The organism is Hymenobacter sp. DG01, from assembly GCF_006352025.1.
Taxonomy (GTDB): Bacteria; Bacteroidota; Bacteroidia; order Cytophagales; family Hymenobacteraceae; genus Hymenobacter.
Genome location: NZ_CP040936.1, coordinates 632,188 through 650,386, shown reverse-complemented (window position 1 = coordinate 650,386; position 18,199 = coordinate 632,188). Strand labels below are relative to the sequence as shown.

The following is an 18,199-nucleotide window of genomic DNA, read 5'->3' as shown; positions in this document are numbered from 1 at the left end:
CTACCCCAGCCGGGCCAGCAGCTCCTCTACCTGGCGCTCCAGCCGCGTCACACGCTCTTCTACTAGGGCTGGCGGCCGCAGGTGGGTGCTGAACACGCCCTGCACCTCCCACACCTCCAGCACATCCACGAAGGGCAGGTCCTGTACTGGGTAATCGGGGTTGTCGGCGCGCAGACGCAGGGTGTTGTCGGAGCGATGCTCCTGCAGGCGCCGCACCAGCAGCCGGTTCTGCAGCACCAGGGCGTACACTCGCCCGGCCTTCAGGCGCAACGTTGTTTTATCCACGATGCAGGTCAGCAGCACGTCCTGGTGGCGCAGGGTGGGCTGCATGTCGGCTCCGTGCAGCTCAAAGGCGCGGGTGGCGGGCCCAAGCTGATGCGGAAATGTGAGGGAAGGCAGCGCGTCGATGTACGCGAGGTCGTGGTGGCGCACAATGTACTCCAGCAGCTGAGCGGCGGGCACGAAAGGCGTCAGGCGCTGGTCCTGGTCGGAAGCGGCCCGCTCAGGAGCGGCGGGGGTAGTTAGTAGGGTTTGCTGATATTGCTCAAAACCGTAGAGATCATTTACGGTAAGCTCTTTGGTGAGCAACAGATCTACGGAGAGGCCAAAATGCTGAGCAATCTGAATCAGCGTTTCCATTTTTGGCTCTGATCTTCCCTCCTCGTATGCGCCCACGCTAGGCCGCGCCAACCCAAACAATTCCGCAAAAGCAGCCTGACTCAGCTTTTTAACCGTTCTGATCTTGCGGATATTTTTTCCTACGTACGACATGCAGTCAAAAAAATTATTCGCTCAAACTTTGAGCACATATCAAACTTTCCGTATGATTGCATCGTAAAGCTACTACAAACCTTTGCACTTCGGTTTCAGCGACTGCTATTTTTTTGAGCTACCTGCTTCCATTTGCTATCTACCTTCTCTCTCCTACCCCCCGCTCCGATGGCCAACCGCTACTATCATCTTATCCGGACCTATCTGCTGGAACTAGGGTTCGAGCTGCGCTACCAACAGGAAAACAGTAACCTGCTGGTGGCCAGCAAGCCGGATCTGGGCATTGAGAACCTGGTGCTCAGCTGCGGCGACCCGCTCCTGATTCTGGAGCAGTACCTGCTGGAGCTGCCCGCCCCCAGCGGCGAGGTGTACCGGGTGCTGCTGCAGAAAAACCGCGACATCATCCACGGCGCCTTTGTGCTCGACGAGTCGGGCCGTAAGGTCATCTTCCGCGACACCCTGCAGCTGGAACACCTCGACCGCCCCGAGCTGGAAGCCGTGCTGAACTCCCTGGCCCTGCTGCTCAGCGAGTTCAGCGACGAGCTAATTGCCTTTTCTAAACCGGGAATTGGGGAGTTGGGGACTTAGCGGATTAGAGACTTGGTTGATGTTCAATGACACTCTGCTTGAAAAACCGTCAGTCAAGTACCTAAGGCCCCAGGTTCCTACCCCCACCCCCTACCCCTACCCCCATGAACCTCTTCAACCGCCTTTTCAAAATCGGGCAAGCCGAAGCCCATTCCGCTGTCAATCAGCTTGAAGACCCGATTAAGATGACCGAGCAGGCCCTGCGCGACCTGCGCCAGGACCTTGACCAGGCCTTGCATGCCCTGGCTGAGGTGAAAGCCCTGGCCATCCGGAGCCGCAACGAGGCCGACACCGAGCGGACCCGCGCCCTCGACTATGAAAACAAGGCCGTGCTGCTGCTCCAGAAAGCCGGCCGCCAGGAGCTGGAGGCCGCCGAGGCCGACCGCCTGGCTACCGAGGCCCTGCGCCAGAAAACCCAGCACGAAGCCCAGGCCGACCGCGCCACCCAGGACCAGGCCAGGTTTGAGGCCTCGGCCCAGCAGCTCGACCAGAACGTGCAGCAGCTAAAACACACCATTAATCAGTGGGATAACGAGCTGCGCACCCTCAAGGCCCGCGTAACGGTGAGCACGGCCACTAAAACCATCAACCAGCAGCTCACCCAGCTCGATTCGTCGGGGACGGTGGCTCTGCTGGAGCGCATGAAGGAAAAAGTAGCCACCGAGGAGGCTCTGGCCGAGTCGTACGGGCAGCTGGCCCAGCAGGGCAAGTCGCTGGAGCAGGAAATAAACCAGGCCCTGGGGCAGGATGGCAGCAGCCAGGCTGCTACCGAGCTGCAGGCCCTGAAGGCCAAGCTGGGCCTGTAGAGGCCGCGGACAGCACCTGCAGGCCCGACACTAACCGTTATTCGCTGGCCATGAAAGCGCCGTAACGCCGCACCAAAAGCTCCGCTGGCGTCGTCTTCTGCCGCCCCGGCATTTTCCTACCCCTGTTCAGAGCCCCAACCCAATGAATACCACCGAAAAACTGTTCCACTGGATGGGCGTGGCGCTGCTTACCACGGCTATTTTGCTGAGCCTGTTTGAGCAGCTGCCGCCGGCCTCGGTAGTCAGGATGCTGGTGGCTGGCAGCACCTTATACGGCGTGGGTGTCAGCCGCTATATGCGGCGGCTGGAGCAGGAAAACCACGCGCTGCGGCAGCCGGCAGCGGAGGGCACTTCCTGGGTATAGTTGAGCTTTGCCGGCTTTTGCGCTTCTTTCCGTCCTGAAATGCGCTAACGCGACGCGGCCCGCACTTTTAGTATTACCATGACTGACCTGTTCCACGCGGCCCTGCTCCCGCCCAACCTGCTGCCCACGGCCCTGCTGGTGTTTGTGCTGCTGTACTGGCTTACAGTGCTGGCCGGGATGCTGGATATGAAAACCCTGGACCTGGATACCACCCACGTCTTCGACGCGGGCCACCACGGCCCGCCCACAACCGAAACCGGCGGCGTAGTATGGCTGAACCACGTGCTGGCGTTTTTCAACCTGGGCCGGGTGCCCCTGATGATGCTGGTGAGCCTAGTGGTGCTGCCTTTATGGGTGGGCAGCATCCTGACGAACTACTACCTCGGCAACACTTCCTTCGGGGTGGGCCTGGTGCTGCTGGTACCACTGCTGCCAGCAAGCCTACTGCTGGCCAAGCTGCTGACGGCACCCCTGGTGCACCTGTTTGCCAGCCTGGAGAAAAACCACGATGCGGGCCTGCGGCCTGTGGGCCGGGTGTGTACTGTGCTGCTGCCCACCAGCCGGGAGCGGTTGGGCCAGGCCCGGGTACCGGTGCGGCAGGGCGCCCCGCTGGTGCTGAACGTGCGTTTGGCTTCCCCGGCCCCGGAACTGCAGAAAGGCGACTCGGCCCTGATTATCGACTACGATGAGCAAGGGCGCTGCTACCTCATTGAGGCTTACGAAGTGCCCTGAGCGGGCCACCGAAAACGGCCCACCGCTGGTAATCGTCGGGTTTTTCGGTTACTTGCGCTTCTACTATGAATCAGGTGTTTAAATTAAAAAACGGCTGGTGGCTGTTCAGCTTCATTCTGCTGCTTGCGGTAGGGGTAGTCGGCCTCCTGTTCCGGGCGGCGGCCCTCCCGCTGGTCTTGCCGCTAGCCCTTATGATCGTGTTATTGCTGTGCCCCCGCTACCCCCTTCCGGCCCCTGAAATAGCCAGTGTGTGCGGCCTGCGGGCCGGGCAGATGCCCCGTACCAGATTGCCCGTCCGCACCCCGCTTAGCTCCCCGGCCCCGTCGCCTGCCCGACTGGAAGTTCGCTACGGCAAGTATAATTCTGCGCTGGCCTGGCCGTTGCTGGCCGCGCTGCTCCGGCTTAATCCCGCTATTCGTCATGATTGATTTGCTGGGTACTCTGAAAGCGTTCTGGCACTGGCTGGGCAACCTGCTGCTGGATGGGCTGCTGGCCGACCTGTTCGCCTGGCTGGCCGAGTGGCTGTTTCCCTGAGACGATGGCCCCGCCCGGTGCCCTCCGCCCGTAGCCTCTGCAGGGGCTACCCCTGCCCGGGCCCGAACCCTGGTAAGCGCTCTGCTTTTGCCCTTTGCTAACCGGCACCCCGCCGCGGGTACTTTTTTCCCTGAGTCTATTTACTACTCCTACCCCCTAATTCCATGTTGGAACAACTTTCCCTGGCGGTGATTGTCATCGTCGCCGTCCTCGTATTGGGTTTTCTGGCTCTGGTGGCCCGCATGTATCAGAAGGCCGTGCAGGGCGAAGCGCTGGTGCGCACCGGCCTGGGCGACACCAAGGTATCGTTCAGCGGCATCCTGGTGGTACCTGTTTTGCACAAGCTGGAGGTGATGGACATCAAGCTCAAGACCATCGTCATTTCCCGGGCCGGGTCCGAGGGGCTGGTGTGTAAAGACAACCTGCGGGCCGATGTGAAGGTGAACTTCTTCGTGCGGGTAAATAAAACCGAGCAGGACGTCATCAACGTGGCCCAGAGCATTGGCGCCCACCGCGCCTCCGACCCCGCCGCCCTCGAAAATCTCTTCGACGCCAAGTTCTCGGAAGCTCTCAAAACCGTAGGCAAGCACTTCGATTTCATTGAGCTCTACAACTCCCGCGAGCAGTTCAAGCAGCAGATCCTGACCATCATCGGCACCGACCTCAACGGCTACGTGCTCGACGACTGCGCCATTGATTACCTGGAGCAAACCCCGCTGGCCGCCCTCAACCAAGACAACATTCTGGACGCCGAGGGTATCAAGAAAATTATTGCCCTCACCTCGGAGCAGAAGATTCAGGCCAACCTGATTCAGCGGGAGCAGCAGAAAACCATCAAAAAGCAGGACGTAGAGGCCCAGGAAACCATTCTGCAACTCGACAAGCAGCTCACCGAAAACCAGGAAAAGCAGAAGCGCGAAATTGCCAGCATTCGGGCCCGCGAGCTGGCCGAAACCGAGAAGATTCAGCAGGAGGAGCGCCTGAAATCGGAGCGCGCCCGCATTACCACTGAAGAGGAAGTGCGCATTGCCGAGCAGAACCGCGACCGGCAGGTGCTGGTGGCTGAGCGCAACAAGCAGCGCACCGATGCCGTGGAAACAGAGCGCGTGGCGCAGGCCCAGGCCCTGGAAGCCAACGAGCGGGAGCGGATCGTAGCACTGGCCCAGATTGAAAAGGAAAAGGCCCTGGAAGAAGAAAAGAAGAATATCCAGACCATTATCCGGGAGCGGGTGGTAGTGGAAAAAGCTACCGTGCAGGAAGAGGAGCGCATCAAGGACACCCGCGCCCAGGCTCAGGCCGACCGCGAAAAGCTGGTAGCCCTCACCGCCGCTAAGCAGCAAGCCGAAGCCGCTACCGTGGCCCTGGTAGGCAACGCCGACATGGAGAAGCAGGCCGCCGAGTTCCGCGCCAAACAAGCCCTGATCGACGCCGAGGCTGAAAAAGCTTCCGCCGAGTTCAAGGCCCAGGCCATCCGCACCCTGGCCGAAGCCGAAGCCAGCAAAGCCGCCGCCGTAGGCCTGGCCGAAGCCCAGGTAATGCAAGCCAAAGCCACTGCCCGCCAGAAAGAAGGCGAAACCCAGGCCACCGTGCTGCAGCTCACCGCTGCTGCCGAGGCCCAGGCCATTCAGGCCAAAGCGGGCGCCCAAGCCGAAGCCGACGAGAAGCTGGGCCTGGTAGCCGCCAAAGTAAACCGCGAGAAAGGCCTCGCCGATGCCGACATCATTCAGGCCAAAGCCGATGCCGATCAGAAGAAAGGCCTAGCCGAAGCCGCCGTGTCGGAGCAAAAGTTTGCCGTGGAAGCTAAAGGCATCGAAGCCAAGGCCGACGCCATGAAGAAGCTCGACGGAGTGGGCAAAGACCACGAGGAGTTCAAGCTGCGCCTCGACAAAGAGAAGTCGGTGGAGCTGGCCCAGATCAGCATCCAGAAAGACATTGCCGCTTCCCAGGCCGACGTTATCGGCGAAGCCCTCAAAGCCGCCAAAATCGACATCGTGGGTGGGGAAACCATGTTCTTTGACCAGATTATCGGCTCTATCACCAAAGGCAAAATGGTGGACCGCGCCGTGCACAACTCCGAAGTGCTGGGCACTGTGAAGGACGCCTTCTTCTCCCTCGACGGGGGCGGCGACTTCAAAACCAACCTGCGCCGTTTCGTGGACCAGTTCGGCCTGAGCAGTGAGGACATGAAGAATCTGAGCGTCTCGGCCCTGCTGCTGAAGATGATGAACCAAGCCGGCGACGACGCCACCCGCGCCACCATCACGCAGTTGGCCGGTACGGCCACTGCGTTAGGCATTGGGGATAAGCCCGCCCGGATGCTGGAGTTGAAGTAAAAACTTACGGCGCTCACGGGTACCTCGCCCCCCCTAGCCCCCTCTCCAGAAAAGGCGAGGGGGAACTAGCTTCTAGTTTTATGCTGTGTCGATTTTGGACTGCGCTGCTTATAGCAGCAGTCTATTCCTATAGTGTCCGTGCTCAGGGTTATCAACCTCAACTGATGGAGGATAGCACCCCAACAACATCGTTGTACTGCGGGCCGCTCATTTCTCCTTCCTCAGCCATAACGTCACTAGACAAATTGCCTGCCAATGTTCGCTACAAACTGGCCTCCTATATGAAGGACCGTCTGGGCGAAGCCGCATATTCCCAGGTGAGGTTTTTAGAAGGGCGAGTTGTTGATGTGGATAGCGTGCTGAAACAGCCCAACGACATCAAGTGGAATGTGTGCAGTTATTATCTCTGCTTTGCCTTTCAGGGTGCGACAGCTCAGGTGGGACTCGACAAATGGGGCCAGCCCGTCAACGACCTTACACTGCCGGAAATAAGCCGGTACCCGGAAAGAGGCCGCTTGATTTCGAGAAGCGCAGCACTCCAGATAGCACGGCGCAAACAGGTACTCCGGAAGAGCGACCGGCCAGAGGATGTTCAAGCTGAAATAAGCTACTCCCCCGAATTGGGCGTGCTACGGTGGATCATCACTGTACGTCAACGCAAAACTGATTTTGCGTCCGACATCAGAAAAATAGCTTTAAACGCTCACACCGGCGAGGTATTACGCATCCGGAAATACGAGTCTCGCTCGGACTTCTGATCATCTAAAACTAGATTCTAGCTCTAATTATTACCTCTACAAGCTACAACTAGAGCCCCTCTCCTTTTTCGGAGAGGGGTTGGGGTGAGGCTATGAGGGCTAGGCCACTATCACCTATGGAACAACTCGAAACCGGCACCTACGAAATCCTGCGCAACCGCCTGCTCAAGAGCAGCACCGATTTACGGCAGCGCCTGGACAAGCTGAATACCGAGCGTAAGCAGGTGTTTGGAGCCGTGGATACGCGCCTGCTGGGCACCGGCCGCATCACTACGGAAAACAACTGCGTGCCCTGGGACATGGTGCCGGTGGGGCAGCAGTTCGTTTTCGGGTACAACGTGGTGCTGGGGCTGAAGGCGGAGCCGGATTTGGCCGACGTGTTTGGGGTGTACGAGTACGCGGAGCACGATTTCCGGCCGCTGGGGCTGGAGATGCTGCAAAACCCGCAGTTTCTGGAGGAGTTCCGCAACCTGTACCGCTACTACAAGAACACCCAGTTCGTGAAGTTCGCGGTGCTGGGCACACACCTGTTTATGGTGTTTCGGGTGGGCAAGAGCGCCTCGGATGTGAAGACGTTCAAGTGGCTCGTGCAGGGCGACACGCTCACCTACCTCGACAACCGCTCCGACCACGAGTACACCTTCCCGCCCCAGCACGAGTTCCAGTGGAAGCGCGCCACCCGCGACATGCAGCGCGGCGGCAAGCACCCCCACATCAGCATCGAGGACAAGGTGTTCGTGGAGACCATCGGGGGTGATTTGACCATCAAAGTCGAGGACAATACCAGCACCGGGCAGGGTATTCTCAGCGAGCCAGTCGACGACAAGGACCAGACCCTGGACGACTCGGAAATCTACTACGCCGTGGTGGGCAACCTGATTCTGCTCAAGATCCGGCCTTACCAGGAGCAGCAGTACCGTTACTTCATCTTCAACTTCAAGCTTAAAACCGCCCAGCGCCTCGATGCCCTGGCCGATGCCTGCGTGCTGCTGCCCGATGGGCAGGGCCTGATTTTCCCCCACGGCTTCTACCTGCAAACCGGCGACAACAAGCTCTTCGACAACGGGCTGCGGGAGATGCTGTTTGAGAAGCGCGTGGTATCGCCGAACGGGGAGGATTTCCTGTACGTGTTTTACAACAAGGACCAGGGCACCTACCTGCTGCTGAGCTACAACCGCATTGCTCAGCGCGTCGATAATCCCATTGTGTGCCACGGCTATGCCCTGTTTGAGAATGGGGAGCTGTGCTACTTCCGCGCCGACGACGAACCCAAGAAGCACCACGCCGTGCAGATCTGGCAGACGCCCTACACGGCTCCGGATTTTGAGCTGCCCGTCACCTCCGATTCCTACCTCTACAAACTGGGCAACAAGGAGATTGTACGGGCTATGAGCGAAGTGCAGGAAGTACTGACGCTGACTAGCAAGGACGATTCCTACGCCGGGCTCTACCTCGACCTGATCCGCCAGACGACCTCCCTCACCGACGCCTACCACTGGCTGCGCGAGCCCGCCGCCCAAGCCCTGGCCGAGCCGCTGGGCGACATTCGGCAGACGGCCACGGCCGCCGTGGAGGAGTTTGAGAAGGTGCAGAGCATCCGCAAAAACACCTCCCAGCAAACCCAAACCGTTTTTCAGAAAGCCAACGAGCTAGTAGGCCGCATCCGCCGCTCGGCGCCCGATACTGTGACGGAGTTCGTGCAGCTGCTGGGCGAACTGCGCGGGGTGCGGGGCGAAGTCATTTCCATCAAGGAGCTGCGCTACGTGGAGCTGCCGGCCGTGGAACAGCACGCCACTGGCCTAGAGGAGCTGAGCAAGGAAGTAGCCACCCAAACCGTGGACTTCCTGCTGAAGCCCGATGCCCTCCTGCCCTACTCCCAGCGCGTGCAGGCCATTGCCGACGGCGTGGAGCAAGTGCAGAAAACCATCGAGGCCGACCAGCGCGAGCAGGAAACCACCGCCGTGGCCCAGGAGCTGGAGCTGCTGATTGAGGTAGTCAGCAACCTGCCCATCCCCGACCCGACCCAAACCACGGCCATCATCGACAACATCTCGACGGTGTACGCCCGCTTCAACCAGATTCGGGCGGCGCTGAAGCGGCGGCGGCAGGCGTTGGCCGGCACCGAGGCCCAGGCTGAATTTACGGCCCAGCTCAAGCTGCTGGAACAGGCCCTCACCAACTACCTCGACCTGGCCGACACGCCCGCCAAGTGCGACGAGTACCTAACCAAGCTCATGGTGCAGCTGGAGGAGCTGGAAGGTAAGTTTCCCGACTTCGACCAGTTTATTGAGCAGCTCACCACCCGGCGCGAGCAGGTAGTAGAAGCCTTCGAATCGAAGAAAACGGCCCTGGTAGCCGCCCGCAACCAGCGCGCCACGGCCCTGCTGCAAAGCGCCGAGCGGCTGCTGAAAGCGGTGCAAAGTCGCCTTACCCGTCTGGAATCGGTGGCGGACATCAACGGATACTTCGCCGCCGACGTGATGGTGGAGAAGGTACGCCAGACCGCCCAAGAGCTCATCAACCTCGGCGACTCGGTGAAGTCGGACGACGTGCAGAGCCGACTGAAAACCCTTCGCGAAGACGCCGTGCGCCAGCTCCGCGACCGGGCCGACCTGTTCGCCGATGGTGGCCAGACCCTCAAGTTTGGTCCCCACGCCTTCACCGTGAATACCCAGCCTCTGGAGCTGACGGTGGTGTTGCGCGACGATGCCTTGTACTACCACCTCACCGGCACGAACTTCTTCCAGAAGATTACCGACCCTACGCTGCTGGGGGCTAGGCCAGTCTGGGAGCAAACCGTCGTGTCGGAAAACCAGGACGTGTACCGTGCTGAATTCCTGGCCTGGCGCATTCTGCAGGCCGCTCAGCACCCCGCCCCCGCCGATGCGGAAGCGGGCCCCCCCGCCGGGCTGTCCGTTACCGAGCTAGGCCACCTCAGCGCCGCTGAGCTACTGGCCTACGTGCAGCAGTTCATGGCCGCGCGCTACCAGGAAGGCTACCTCAAAGGTGTACACGACCACGACGCCGCCCTGCTGCTCTCGGCCCTGGTGCGCCTCACCCGCACCGCCGACCTGCTCCGCTACCCGGCAGATACCCGCGCCGCCGCGGCCCTCTACTGGCTGCGCTTCGCCGACCCCGACCAACGCGCCCACTGGGAGCGTCAGCTCCAGGGCATCGGGGTGCTGCTGCAGGTGTTCCCCGATTCGCAGGAGTTCGACGAGCTGAAAACCGAGCTGCAAGCTGCCGTAGAAACCTTCGCCCAGCAAACCGGCCTCTTCATACTAAGCCAGGTAGCGGAAGCCGGCGACTACCTCTTCCACGAGCTGACCCACACCGGCACCTTCATCATCGCCGCCGAAGCCGCCGAGCTGTACCAGCAGTTCCAGAAGCAGCTGCAGGAGCGCCAGGCCACGGAGCTGTTCCAGCAGTCGGTAACGAGCCTACAGGACCAGCCCGCCGCCCAGCTGCCCCTGATTCGGCAGTGGCTGCAGGCCTACCTGCGCCAAGCCCCGACCGCCGCTACCCTCTCCGACTTCTGCAACGAGTGCGCCGTGCTCCTACTCACCGCCACCTACGACCCTGCGCGGGTGGTGCACACGCCCCTGCGTGAAAATCTCACCGGCTTCCAGGGCAGCCACCCGCGCATTGTCACGCCGGAAAATCCAAGCCCCCAAGACCCGAAGACCCCAACTCCCAGCTACCACCTCAACTTCCCCGACTTCCGCCGCCGGCTGCTGCACTACGACCGGGTGCTGGTGCCGCAGTTCGAGCAGTTTCAGGAGCTGAAAAAGCAGCTGCTGGTGCGCGCCGCCCAGGACATGCGCCTGGAAGATTTCCGGCCGCGGGTGCTCACCTCGTTTGTGCGCAATCAGCTGATTGACAAAGTGTATCTGCCGCTGATTGGGGCCAACCTGGCCAAACAGATCGGGACGGCGGGTGAGGGCAAGCGCACCGACCTCATGGGCCTGCTCCTGCTCATCTCGCCGCCCGGCTACGGCAAAACCACGCTCATGGAGTACGTAGCCAACCGCCTAGGCCTCATTTTTATGAAGATCAACGGGCCGGCCATTGGGCACGCCGTGACCAGCGTGGACCCCGCCCAGGCCCCCAACGCCGGGGCGCGGCAGGAGCTGGAGAAGCTGAACCTGGCCTTCGAGATGGGCGACAACGTGATGATTTACGTGGACGACATTCAGCACTGCAACCCCGAGTTTCTGCAGAAGTTCATCTCCCTCTGCGACGCCCAGCGCAAGATTGAGGGCGTGTACGAGGGCCGCGCCCGCACCTACGACTTCCGCGGCCGCAAGGTGGCAGTGGTGATGGCCGGCAACCCCTACACCGAAAGCGGCGACGTGTTTCAGCTGCCCGACATGCTGGCCAACCGCGCCGACATCTACAACCTCGGCGACATCCTGAGCACCGGCTCCGAGGAAGCCTTCCGCCTCTCCTACCTCGAAAACGCCCTCACCAGCAACGCCGCCCTGGGCCGCCTCGCCACCCAAAGCCCCCAAGACGTGCCCGCCCTCATCCGCCTCGCCGAAACCGGGCAGCAAGATGGCCTGAGCTTCGAGGGAAACCACTCGCCCGAGGAGCTAAACGAGTACGTGGCGGTGCTCCAGAAGCTGCTGCGCCTGCGCGACGTAGTGGCCCGCGTGAATGCGGCCTACATTGCCTCTGCCGCCCAGGCCGACGCCTACCGTACCGAGCCGCCGTTTAAGTTGCAGGGCTCCTACCGCAACATGAACAAGCTGGCCGAGAAGGTGCGCCCCGTAATGAACGACCAGGAAATAACCGACCTGCTGGCCGCCCACTACGAAAGCGAAGCCCAAACCCTGACCAGCGCCACCGAAGCCAACCTGCTCAAGCTGCGCGAGCTGCTGGGCTGGCTCACCCCCGCCGAGCAGGCCCGCTGGCAGGAAATCAAAGCCACCTTCCGCGACAACCTCCGCAACTCCGGCGCCGGCCAACTCCTACAGATGCTGGATAAGCTGGAAAGCATTGCCGGGGGGTTGAGTGGTATTCGGGAGGTATTGAAAAATCCATTTCCTAAACAATTAAAGTAAGAACAGCTTGATCTTTTGGTTAATGATTATAACAGGTCCAAATACATATATTACACAGCTGACTTAATAATTTCTATGTATACAGGATCAACTATTCTGGTTAATACTTTAGCTTGAAACATTCTCCTTTTAGTTATATCATGAGCGTTATTACTCAGTATATTTTCTATCATAATCACTTTTTGCAAAGGATACATAGGATTAGCAGCACTTCCATGCATAAAATATGACATCTCAGCTAGTGTGGAAGGAACTTTATCACGCATAGAATCATGATGATAAAGTATATTTAATGCATCTAACTGCCCTGCCCTATATATACTTTTAACTATAAGGTCATATTCTGCTTTAATGTTTCGAATACGCGGTATAATAGATGCAACTTGACGTGCTATAAACCCTGAATACTTCCATAAATCTACGTTTGAATTTATAGCTATATATATATCAGTAACCAGTCCATATTTAGCAAGCAACCATAACCCAGCCACAAAATGTGTTTTGGATATACTTAACGTTCTATTTGCAAGATCAACAATGCTCTTTCTCGTAGAGGAACCACATTTCACTTTCCAAGCAATCAACACCTTTACTACAGCAAATACTGTACATTCATCAACGCAGTGCGAGCCTTCATAGAAATCCATCAAGCATTTCAACCTCTGCTTACTATATCCCATTACACTATAATATTTAAATATATTATCTCGCATCTCTGGGTTATGATCAAGTAAACCAGGAACATACTTGTCAAGAAAATCATCATTAATTTGATGAGCCAATGTAAAATATCTACAATAGACTTTACTCCATCTTCCTACATGCGGTTTTCTAAGAAATTTTCTAAATCTATTTCTCACCTTCTTTACCTCGATATTGATAGGCTTTCCAATAGATAACATATAGTCAATTCTATTAGACATAACATTTATCCAACGATTTTCATCAGGAAGAAAATAATCTTTAGCTTCAGCACTTGATAAGATCTTTGTTTTACCCATATTCAATCGAAGGCCCTTGACCAATAATATTTCATCAAGCTCTTTAAGAATAACCTTAGCTTCTTGAATTGAGTCTACGCCAAAATCTATGTCATCCATCCATCTAACAAAATTACCCTTAGTTTTATTATGTAGATATTTATCAATATCAAACAAAAAACTATGCGCAAGCAACCTTGGCGCATCAAAATTCAGCTGAGGCAAACCTACACCCGTTATTGGAAGATAATCCGGCCGCCATAGAAATGACTCCAATAAATAAAAAAGCAAATCAAGAACCGGTTCATCAAACTGGCCAGCACTTGCCAAATTATGTCTAAGATGCTTGAATTGGATGTTGTCATAATAATTTGAAACATCTGTAACAACTACATAATTAAATTGGGATGTAAATTTATATATCCTTTTCTGAAATTCCGGCCATAGTTGCCACCAAGCATATGGAAAACTTTCATCAATATTCTCTTCACTGATAAACCCGTGAGCTCTTGAATAGAAGGCTCGTTTTGAAGGTTGACTCTTTTCTATATATGGAGAAAGATAATCAGACAATGTCTGTAAAATAACAGCATCCTCTGGAGAAGGTATAGGCAAATGCCTTGAAACTCCATGTTTCTTTTCAAGACGAACAATAATAGGCGGTTTGGGCCTGTATGTCCCTCCTATTACTTGCCTAATTATTACTTCAATTTTTTCTTTTCTATTCTTATGAAAGTCATAATAATCATGTAAGTCTAGTATAGGCTGACTTCTAAAACCAGGTAGCACATATTTAGTCCAAGCATCTAACATCCTTTTGGCCTCGAAACAACCTTTTAATGTTAAAACTCTATCTTCAAAGCGAGCAGTACTAGAATGAATCATAAATTTTACAGTGAGACGCCTAAATATAATGACTTATAGCCGCGCTATGATTTGCTATTAAAAAATATACAATAGCCATGTTTATAATTATATCAATAATAATTATAAACATTCTCATTAAGCGGGTACAGTCGTATTTGTCCTGCCAACCTTGTTTAGCACCACAGGACACGCTCTACCTTGCCACCCGGCTAAATCCTCTTCCGCATGGGCAAGCAATACCCCGCCATCAGCGCTTACACCCAGGCCTTTATCGAGCGGCAGCACGTGTTCTTCGTGGGCACGGCTGCCGCGGATGGGCGCGTCAATATCTCGCCCAAGGGCCAGGATACCCTGCGCGTACTCGATGCCAACCGCGTGGCCTGGCTGAACCTAACCGGCAGCGGCAACGAAACCGCCGCCCTCCTGCTGGAAGTAAACCGCATTACCCTGATGTGGTGCGCCTTCGAAGGCAAGCCCAACATCCTGCGCCTCTACGGCACCGCCACCGTGTACCACCCCCGCGGCGCGGAGTGGGCCGAGCTGCTGCCGCTATTCCCGCCCCTGCCCGGCTCCCGGCAGATAGTGGTGGTAGACGTGGACCTGGTGCAAACTTCCTGCGGCATGGCCGTGCCCTTCTTCGAGTACCAAGCCGAGCGCAACGAGCTGAACGACTATATGGAACAGCGCGGCCCCGAGCAGGTAGCGCAGTACTGGCACAACCGCAACGCCCGCAGCCTCGACGGTAAGCTCACGGGTATCTAGGCCAGTCTGCTGGTCGCTAGGCAGCTACTTCTGAGAGTGGCCTAGGGCGTATGAACAGAAAAAAGAACGTCATTCCGAGCGCAGTCGAGGAATCTCGCGTGCTGATGTTGTGGAAGTATCCGTCATGCTTGATCTGGCGTCCGCTTGTCGAAGCATCTCTACCGCTTCGTTGCCATAGGCCTAGGCCAGTTGAGTTAGCCAGAGGTAGAGATGCTTCGGCTACGCTCAGCATGACGTTCCTTTTTCACTATCCGCCCACGCTAGGCCACATCACAACCGGCCCGGAACGCCTCTGCCGGGCGTCCTCAGCTGCCGGAGCTTTGCTGGTTTGGTGCTACCCCGTCCGTTCGGCCCAACGGTTTTTTTTGCCTGACATGCTCACAGGATCCGGAACAATGCCGTAGTTTTGCAGTATGCTTCAACCAAAAAACCTGTTGATGAAGCGTGGAACCCTGCTTGGCAAGGAACCGCGAGTGGGCCAGAAGGCCCACGCCGCCTTTGGTTCTCCTGATTTCGCCTCTGTTATTTCCGTTTTCTTTTCTGGGTATTTCCCCGCCGCCGTTTCGGATTCCGAAACGGTTTTTTTATGCCCGCTGAGTTCGTCGGCTACCCCCTGCCGCCAACTCAACCTCCGGCGCGCCCAGGCTTCTCCTACCCCTCTCCTGACCGGCAACCTCCCGCCCCAAACCGGGGCGGCGGCCTTTGCTTTGGGCCGCGCCGGGAGTTGGCTTCACTGGCCGGGGTAGGGCCCGATCCGACTTCCACTTGTCCGTTTTAGCTAGATCTCCTCACTTTTCCTCATTCCCGGTATGGCACGTAAAGACCTGCTCGACATTGCATCCCTTCACCGCGAGGAAATCGAGTTTCTGCTCGACCAATCCACGTCTTTCAAGAAGCTGTTCACCCATTCGGTGAAGAAAATCCCGGCGCTCGAGGGCAAGTCCGTGCTCATGCTGTTCTACGAGGCCAGCACCCGGACGCACTCCTCCTTTGAGGTAGCGGCCAAACGCCTCTCGGCGGAAGTCACGAATTTCGACGTCGCCCACTCCTCCATCAGCAAAGGCGAGTCGGTGCGCGAGACGATTGAAACACTCCAGGCCATGCGCACCGATTACATCGTGGTGCGCCATAGCCACCCCGGCCTGCCCGGCATGATTGCCCGCCAAACCACGGCCTCCGTCATCAATGCCGGCGACGGCGCGCACGAGCACCCCACCCAGGCCCTGCTCGACGCTTTCACCATCCGGGAGAAATTCCCCGACCCCCGGGGTAAAAAAGTCCTCATCATCGGGGATATCCTGCACTCCCGCGTGGCGCGCTCTACCAGCACCCTGCTGCAAAAGTTGGGCGTGGAGGTGGCCTACCTCGGGCCGGGCTCCCTGGTACCCAAGTACGTACCGGAAAGCATCCGCCGCTTCACCGACTACGAGGCGGCCATGGCCTGGGCGCCCGATGTGGTGTACCTGCTCCGGGTGCAGATGGAGCGCCAGGATGTGCAGTTCTTCCCCAGCGTCCGGGAATACCACCGCGTGTACGGCATCACTACGGCCCGGCTGGCCGAAATCCGCGACCGGGGCCTCTACATCATGCACCCCGGCCCCGTAAACCGGGGCGTGGAGCTCTGCGACGCCGTGATGGACTACGAGCGCAGCCTCATCACCAACCAGGTCGAAAACGGCATTTCCGTACGCATGGCCGTGCTCGACTGGCTCACGCCGGGCGGGGAGTTTCCGCGCCAGCAGGCGTATGCCGCCCCGCAACGGGCCAGCGCGTCCGTGGTGCTGCCCTAAGCACCGACTAGGCCACCCGATTCTGTTCTTTCCTTACTTCTTCCCTACCCCTAAGCGGTTTACCAAACCCACTACCCTCTTCATGCTTCTCCTTCAAAACGCCCGCATAGCCTCCGAAAACTCACCCGCACTGCTCGAGGGCGATGTCCTGATTGTCGAAGGAAAAATCCAGGACATCGGCAAAAGCCTGACCGCTCCCGAGGGGGCCCGGGTCATCGACGCACGCAGGCGTATTCTGATGCCGGGCATGTTTGATGCCCACGTCCATTTCCGCGCCCCCGGCTTCGAGAACAAGGAAACCATTACCACAGGCAGCGAGGCGGCCATTAACGGCGGCATTACCGGCGTGGTGATGATGCCCAACACCCGCCCGGCCCTCGACTCGGCCTCTGCGGTGGCGTCGGTGCTGGAAAACGCCCGCGACCGGGCTCGCATTCCGGTCTATACTTCCGGCTGCGTCACCAAAAACCGCGAGGGCAAGGAGCTGGCCGAAATTGAGGGTATGCGTGAACTGGGCGTGAAAATGCTCACCGACGACGGCGACACCACCAGCGACCCGGCCGTGCTGCTGCGGGCCATGCAGTACGCCACCGAGTTCGGGATGTTTTTCGCCAGCCACTGCGAGGTGCCGGAGCTGGCCGGGCCGCGCGCCCTCAACGAAGGCGTGATGAGCTACCGGCTCGGCATCAAAGGCTCACCGGCCTGCGCCGAGGAAATCATCATTGACCGCGACATTCGGCTGGCCCGGGCGGCGGGCGCGCACGTCCACATCCAGCACGTTTCCAGCAAGGAGGGCATGGAAACCATCCGCTGGTGGAAGTCCAGGGGCGATGTAAAAGTGACGGCCGAAGTGGCCCCTCACCACCTGCTGTTCACCGACGAGCACATCGGCGACTACGACACGAACTACAAAATGAACCCGCCCCTGCGCACCCAGGCCGATTGTGACGCTCTGCTCGAAGGCCTCAAGGAAGGCGTATTCGACCTCATTGCCACCGACCACGCCCCGCACACGCCCTTCGAGAAAGCCCAGGATTTCATCAGCGCCCCCAATGGCATCACCGGCCTGGATACGGCCCTGGTGTCGCTGTATCACTTCTTCGTGGAGCCCGGCAAATTTGGGTGGGATTTGGTGGTGAAGCGCTACTCAGCGGAGCCCCGCCGCTTGATGGACCTGCCGGTGCCCACCATCGAAGTCGGGCAAGAAGCTAACTGCATTTTGTTCGATACCGAAGCAGAAACGACCTTTACGCGGGATTTCATGAAATCGAAGTCCCAAAACACCCCCTTCATCGACCAAACCCTGAAAGGTAGTGTGGACCTAGTGGTGTTGGGCACGGAAGTCCTGCTGGAGCGCTAGAAGCCCGTCATGCTGAGCTTGTCGAAGCATCTCTACCGCTTCGTTAGAGCTCTTGCAACTAGCTTGATACTATGTCCGAAACAGAAAGCGTTAACTTAAATCGAATCGTCAATTCCGAAATTGTTCTTCAACATTTTGGGTACTGGCCAGAATTTCACGACGCCGAAATTACCAAGGCAACTTTCGAGGCTCACTCAACCGGACGTTCTTCGGTTACTTTCCTCATAGATGCTTTCGAAATAACAAGCGAGATTGATGAAAAGGGCTATTACAAGCTTACCAAGCACTGTAAAATAGAACTTCAGTTTATCGGCATCAAAGAAATGGAGTTCGACTATTTCAGCCACCAAAACGTCATTTTTGAGCTGATACTTGAAGAAGAAAAAAGTAGCATCAAATGCACGATTAATTCTTCAGTTGGCCTCGACGCAGTCGTTGTTGCTGAAGAAGCCTACGTACTGAGCTTGACCCCAACGAAGCGGTAGAGATGC

General features: G+C 57.5%; 14 protein-coding genes. 12 read left to right on the top strand and 2 right to left on the bottom strand.

All coding sequences use genetic code 11. The annotated features are described in order from the left end of the window. Entirely contained in the window at positions 1-771 is a 771-nt protein-coding gene (locus FGZ14_RS02725) for a LexA family transcriptional regulator (RefSeq protein WP_139920963.1), read from the bottom strand. A gap of 132 nt (positions 772-903) precedes the next feature. Between FGZ14_RS02725 and FGZ14_RS02720 the strand changes: the two genes are divergently transcribed. From FGZ14_RS02720 to FGZ14_RS02685, 8 genes are all read left to right on the top strand, one after another. Further along, the gene (locus FGZ14_RS02720; RefSeq protein ID WP_257883326.1) at positions 904-1,359 is read left to right on the top strand and encodes a YbjN domain-containing protein; all 456 of its coding nucleotides are present in this window, start codon (positions 904-906) and stop codon (positions 1,357-1,359) included. A 104-nt stretch (positions 1,360-1,463) separates the two neighbouring features. Beyond that, entirely contained in the window at positions 1,464-2,165 is a 702-nt protein-coding gene (locus tag FGZ14_RS02715) for a PspA/IM30 family protein (protein ID WP_139920961.1), read from the top strand. Positions 2,166-2,307: 142 nt separating this feature from the next. Next, entirely contained in the window at positions 2,308-2,529 is a 222-nt protein-coding gene (locus tag FGZ14_RS02710; protein ID WP_139920958.1) for a hypothetical protein, read from the top strand. Between the two features lie 78 nt (positions 2,530-2,607). After that, positions 2,608-3,261: an OB-fold-containig protein gene (locus FGZ14_RS02705; protein WP_139920956.1), complete on the top strand. Its 654-nt coding sequence runs from the start codon at positions 2,608-2,610 to the stop codon at positions 3,259-3,261. Between the two features lie 65 nt (positions 3,262-3,326). Next, positions 3,327-3,689, top strand: coding sequence for a hypothetical protein (locus FGZ14_RS02700; protein ID WP_139920954.1), 363 nt, complete (start codon positions 3,327-3,329; stop codon positions 3,687-3,689). A 270-nt stretch (positions 3,690-3,959) separates the two neighbouring features. Further along, the gene (locus FGZ14_RS02695; RefSeq protein ID WP_257883325.1) at positions 3,960-6,128 is read left to right on the top strand and encodes a flotillin family protein; all 2,169 of its coding nucleotides are present in this window, start codon (positions 3,960-3,962) and stop codon (positions 6,126-6,128) included. 281 nt (positions 6,129-6,409) lie between these two features. Then, positions 6,410-6,886 carry a PepSY domain-containing protein gene (locus FGZ14_RS02690; RefSeq protein ID WP_139920952.1) on the top strand — a complete coding sequence of 159 codons (477 nt, stop codon included), beginning with the start codon at positions 6,410-6,412 and terminating at the stop codon, positions 6,884-6,886. Between the two features lie 116 nt (positions 6,887-7,002). Continuing rightward, the gene (locus tag FGZ14_RS02685) at positions 7,003-11,949 is read left to right on the top strand and encodes a DNA repair ATPase (RefSeq protein WP_139920950.1); all 4,947 of its coding nucleotides are present in this window, start codon (positions 7,003-7,005) and stop codon (positions 11,947-11,949) included. 50 nt (positions 11,950-11,999) lie between these two features. On the opposite strand, the gene FGZ14_RS02680 is transcribed toward FGZ14_RS02685, so the two are convergent. Beyond that, positions 12,000-13,814: an RNA-directed DNA polymerase gene (locus tag FGZ14_RS02680; protein WP_139920948.1), complete on the bottom strand. Its 1,815-nt coding sequence runs from the start codon at positions 13,812-13,814 to the stop codon at positions 12,000-12,002. Positions 13,815-14,021: 207 nt separating this feature from the next. On the opposite strand from FGZ14_RS02680, the gene FGZ14_RS02675 reads away from it, so the two are divergent. From FGZ14_RS02675 to FGZ14_RS02660, 4 genes are all read left to right on the top strand, one after another. Continuing rightward, complete coding sequence (locus tag FGZ14_RS02675; protein ID WP_139920946.1) at positions 14,022-14,558, top strand: pyridoxamine 5'-phosphate oxidase family protein; 537 nt, start codon at positions 14,022-14,024, stop codon at positions 14,556-14,558. 809 nt (positions 14,559-15,367) lie between these two features. Beyond that, a complete protein-coding gene (locus tag FGZ14_RS02670; protein ID WP_139920943.1) occupies positions 15,368-16,348 on the top strand; it encodes an aspartate carbamoyltransferase catalytic subunit in 981 nt (326 codons plus the stop codon). An 82-nt stretch (positions 16,349-16,430) separates the two neighbouring features. Beyond that, entirely contained in the window at positions 16,431-17,708 is a 1,278-nt protein-coding gene (locus FGZ14_RS02665; protein ID WP_139920941.1) for a dihydroorotase, read from the top strand. 71 nt (positions 17,709-17,779) lie between these two features. Then, positions 17,780-18,193, top strand: a complete 414-nt coding sequence (locus tag FGZ14_RS02660; protein WP_139920939.1) for an Imm50 family immunity protein — start codon at positions 17,780-17,782, stop codon at positions 18,191-18,193. Positions 18,194-18,199: the final 6 nt, after the last annotated feature.

Coding starts and splice junctions, on each gene's coding strand:
- FGZ14_RS02725 (WP_139920963.1), bottom strand. CDS start 771: ATGTCGTACGTAGGAAAAAATATCCGCAAGATCAGAACGGTTAAAAAG.
- FGZ14_RS02715 (WP_139920961.1), top strand. CDS start 1,464: ATGAACCTCTTCAACCGCCTTTTCAAAATCGGGCAAGCCGAAGCCCAT.
- FGZ14_RS02710 (WP_139920958.1), top strand. CDS start 2,308: ATGAATACCACCGAAAAACTGTTCCACTGGATGGGCGTGGCGCTGCTT.
- FGZ14_RS02705 (WP_139920956.1), top strand. CDS start 2,608: ATGACTGACCTGTTCCACGCGGCCCTGCTCCCGCCCAACCTGCTGCCC.
- FGZ14_RS02700 (WP_139920954.1), top strand. CDS start 3,327: ATGAATCAGGTGTTTAAATTAAAAAACGGCTGGTGGCTGTTCAGCTTC.
- FGZ14_RS02695 (WP_257883325.1), top strand. CDS start 3,960: ATGTTGGAACAACTTTCCCTGGCGGTGATTGTCATCGTCGCCGTCCTC.
- FGZ14_RS02690 (WP_139920952.1), top strand. CDS start 6,410: ATGAAGGACCGTCTGGGCGAAGCCGCATATTCCCAGGTGAGGTTTTTA.
- FGZ14_RS02685 (WP_139920950.1), top strand. CDS start 7,003: ATGGAACAACTCGAAACCGGCACCTACGAAATCCTGCGCAACCGCCTG.
- FGZ14_RS02680 (WP_139920948.1), bottom strand. CDS start 13,814: ATGATTCATTCTAGTACTGCTCGCTTTGAAGATAGAGTTTTAACATTA.
- FGZ14_RS02675 (WP_139920946.1), top strand. CDS start 14,022: ATGGGCAAGCAATACCCCGCCATCAGCGCTTACACCCAGGCCTTTATC.
- FGZ14_RS02670 (WP_139920943.1), top strand. CDS start 15,368: ATGGCACGTAAAGACCTGCTCGACATTGCATCCCTTCACCGCGAGGAA.
- FGZ14_RS02665 (WP_139920941.1), top strand. CDS start 16,431: ATGCTTCTCCTTCAAAACGCCCGCATAGCCTCCGAAAACTCACCCGCA.
- FGZ14_RS02660 (WP_139920939.1), top strand. CDS start 17,780: ATGTCCGAAACAGAAAGCGTTAACTTAAATCGAATCGTCAATTCCGAA.